General features: G+C 36.5%; 6 protein-coding genes and 2 pseudogenes. 7 read left to right on the forward strand and 1 reads right to left on the reverse strand.

Translation table 11 applies throughout. From position 1 onward, the window contains the following. Positions 1–82 precede the first annotated feature (82 nt). Positions 83–127 (reverse strand): hypothetical protein, encoded by a 45-nt coding sequence (locus BLP58_RS12700; protein ID WP_074484287.1) that lies wholly within the window; start codon positions 125–127, stop codon positions 83–85. A 154-nt stretch (positions 128–281) separates the two neighbouring features. On the opposite strand from BLP58_RS12700, the gene BLP58_RS11570 reads away from it, so the two are divergent. The 7 genes and pseudogenes from BLP58_RS11570 to BLP58_RS12020 all read left to right on the forward strand — a co-directional run bounded on the left by BLP58_RS11570 (position 282) and on the right by BLP58_RS12020 (position 3103). Next, positions 282–512: a hypothetical protein gene (locus BLP58_RS11570; RefSeq protein ID WP_013855177.1), complete on the forward strand. Its 231-nt coding sequence runs from the start codon at positions 282–284 to the stop codon at positions 510–512. Continuing rightward, on the forward strand, positions 481–1239 hold the full coding sequence (locus BLP58_RS11575; protein WP_143000358.1) for an FRG domain-containing protein: 759 nt from the start codon (positions 481–483) through the stop codon (positions 1237–1239). The genes BLP58_RS11570 and BLP58_RS11575 overlap by 32 nt, the downstream gene beginning before the upstream one ends. Before the next feature lie 140 nt (positions 1240–1379). Further along, positions 1380–1914 (forward strand): annotated as a pseudogene (amaP, locus tag BLP58_RS12705) (alkaline shock response membrane anchor protein AmaP). An 11-nt stretch (positions 1915–1925) separates the two neighbouring features. Then, entirely contained in the window at positions 1926–2111 is a 186-nt protein-coding gene (locus BLP58_RS11585) for a DUF2273 domain-containing protein (protein ID WP_003596522.1), read from the forward strand. 27 nt (positions 2112–2138) lie between these two features. Further along, positions 2139–2682 (forward strand): annotated as a pseudogene (locus BLP58_RS12015) (Asp23/Gls24 family envelope stress response protein). 14 nt (positions 2683–2696) lie between these two features. Continuing rightward, positions 2697–2948 carry a GlsB/YeaQ/YmgE family stress response membrane protein gene (locus BLP58_RS11600; protein WP_013439000.1) on the forward strand — a complete coding sequence of 84 codons (252 nt, stop codon included), beginning with the start codon at positions 2697–2699 and terminating at the stop codon, positions 2946–2948. A gap of 11 nt (positions 2949–2959) precedes the next feature. Beyond that, positions 2960–3103 (forward strand): hypothetical protein, encoded by a 144-nt coding sequence (locus tag BLP58_RS12020; protein WP_013855175.1) that lies wholly within the window; start codon positions 2960–2962, stop codon positions 3101–3103. Positions 3104–3195: the final 92 nt, after the last annotated feature.

Consider the following 3195-nt stretch of genomic DNA (forward strand, 5'->3'; position numbering starts at 1 on the left):
CGCTCGAGAAATATTGCTTGGATAATCTGGCATGACAAACTCCTCAGTCGGTTTTCCACAATTCTACCAGATTCAGCAGATACTAGACAGGTTCTAAGGCTACGATAAACGTACCGAAAGCCAGCATTAATTGTAAAGCGTCCGACACGGACACTTAGGCTACTCCTTTCGTTAGGATTTATGGGCTTTAAAGGTTTAACACTATAAGCACCACCTCCGATCGGAAATAGCCACCGCTTTAACTTCTCTACGAACTTTAATTATACAGGAGGAATGAAATATTGGCTACGTTACAAAAAATCATTTCAAAAGCTAAGGATAATAGCAACTTCATTTATCGAGGGTGTGCATTTAAAAAATATGATTTAGTTCCAACTCTAGCTAGAAAGTTAAAAACAGACATCAGTTTTGCCCAATACAATATTTATTATGACGTTGTTAAAAAAGCCGCTGAGCGAGGGTATTCAGAAATAGGTATGAATGGGCTGGCAGATGGCCTTTCTCAGCACTAGTTATCTAGACTGGAGTTATTCGGTCTATGTAGCTTTATACTTTGCATTCACCAGTTATATTAAACAGTTTGTTGATGAAAATATTTTGGACCAACATATCGATCTTTGTAAAATGCATTGTCTTAGAGACGACTTCAACAAGCACAAGTATTGCATATATAGACTTAATAAGACCTTATATGATGAGTTAAAGAATCAATATCCTAAATTACAGCTAATAGTATCTGATACAGATCATAAAAACGAAAGAATGGAATCACAGCAGGGGCTGCTATCTAGCATAGATAGCACAAAAGTAAACGATAATGCTAAAATTCAAAACTCTCAAATTAAAATATTGGCTGATTGGCTTCAATCTAATAATCCTGATGACTTTTTGAAGCAATCTGGCGATAAATACTCATGGAATAATGAAACTCTTTTAGAAAAAATAACCTTCAAACTATCGCAAAGAGATCGAAATGATTTACAAAAATATTTAAAAGAAAACGGAGCCATCAGTACCAAATTATTTCCGGATTTTGAGGGTGTAAAAAAGAACATAGAATTTTCAAAAGATTATAATATTTTGAGAGATTGGGAAATTGCCTATCAAGAAGCTCCTTTGCATTCAGATTTTACAGCCCCAGAAGATTTATCAAAAATGGTAAATGGAAATCAAAACGTTATAAATTCAAGATTAAATACAGATAATCTAGGGGAAGGAGAATTTTTCCCTTTTCAATAAATTAGCGTGGCGTCCACTAGGGTATACCCTATTGGCTAGATTGATTTAGTCAAACAAAAATCTTAATTGGTTCCTTATAAGAGCATATAATTCCATCATCACAACTGTCCTGCTATAATTATGGTAAAGTTAGTGATGATTTGCAATTTATATTTAAGGCATTAATAGTAGTTGTTATTATCCTTGCATTTCCTTTATCCATAGTTCTTGTCTTTAAAAATTGGTCAACGGCCATTGGTACTAGTACACCCATGTCATTAAAGCTTGGTGTGTTGGAGCAGTACGAACCTATATACCTCTTTTGGAGTGGAGTAATTCTGGCGGTACTGTTAATTATTTTTTTGCTTATCACACTTTTTTGGCCACGGTCACAATCATTATATCTTCATCAGTAAGAAAGCTATTGAACATTTTGCGCTTTCAGCACTTCAACATGAACCCTTTATTGGCAACCCCAAGGTATCATCTAAGTTATCACGAAAAGGGATCACACTTAAAATATCGGGTGATCTACTAAATTCAGTCAATGCCAAGAAACAGACTGCAAATTTTCTTAATCAATTAAAAAAAGATTTGCGTATTTGTCTTGGAATTTCTGAACAGAAAAAAATTAAAATCAGACTCGTTGATTTTAATGAGTTGGACGCTAATGTGCATAAATCTCGAGTTATCTAGGAGGTGATATCGTGACCGAACTCATTAAAGCCTATTTTTGGCCACTAATTGGTGGAATTATGGGATTGCTCTTAGCGGTCCTTATCATCACTTTTGGATTTTTCAAGACGCTTTTTGTTTTGATTTTTATGGCAATCGGGATTACCGCGGGTTATTATATTCAAAAAACTGGTATCTTAACAAATGTTTTTAAATAACTGTTTGAATTATAAGGAGGAAAAATTATGCAGAATGGAACGCCAAGTGAGAAAACAACAACTAACGAGAAGTCTGGTGTTAAAGGCAATTTAACATTTGATGATAAGGTTATTCAAAAGATCATTGGTGTCGCACTTTCTGAAGTAGATGGCTTATTAACCGTAGATGGCGGCTTTTTCGCAAATGTTACTGAAAAACTAGTTAATACTTCAGATGTCACATCAGGAATTGATGTAGAGGTTGGAAAAAAAGCAGGTTGCAGTGGATCTCGACATTGTTGCTGAATACGGCATTGATATTTCTAAACTGTATGACAAGATCAAAAATGTTATCGTTCGGGAAGTAAAGAATATGACCGAATTAGAAGTAATTGAGGTAAATGTGAATGTTGTTGATGTCAAGACAAAGGAGCAATATGAAAAAGATTCGACTTCTCTGCAAGATCGCGTGAGCGATGCCACAGGCAAAACAAAGGAAGCCGTCAGTAAGGGCGCAAAGAAATCGAAGGAAACATTAGGTGACAGCGTTGATAAAGTAACGTCTGACAATAAATCTAGTCGTGTTAACTAAGGGAGTGAGTAAATATGGGACTTATTTGGTCATTAATCGTCGGGGCAATCATTGGTGCCATTGCTGGCGCAATCACTAACCGTGGTGCTGCTATGGGCTGGATTGCAAACATCGTAGCTGGTTTAATCGGTGCGTGGATTGGCCAAGGGCTCTTTGGCACTTGGGGCCCTTCGTTAGCTGGCATGGCATTGATACCATCGATCATTGGGGCAATTATTTTAGTTCTGATTGTTTCATTAGTTGTTGGTCGAACCAGTAAAAAGTAAGGGGGAATTTTATGGACGTCTTGAAAAGTGTATTTAAGTTTATGATCGCTTCTACGCTCATTGTAGGTGGTGTCCTCATCGGTGGCACCGTCTTGGCTGCTAAGAAAGTAGATGGCATTGGTGATACATTGCAACAAAAATTACATGGATGGTAGATTGTAAAATTAATCCGAACGCTGTTCGGACAAAAAAGATCAGCTTCCTTTAAAATGGTGTTTACCACAAACCCATCTTTTAGGAGCTGATC

The sequence above is a fragment of the Lactobacillus kefiranofaciens genome (assembly GCF_900103655.1).
Taxonomy (GTDB): domain Bacteria; phylum Bacillota; class Bacilli; order Lactobacillales; family Lactobacillaceae; genus Lactobacillus; species Lactobacillus kefiranofaciens.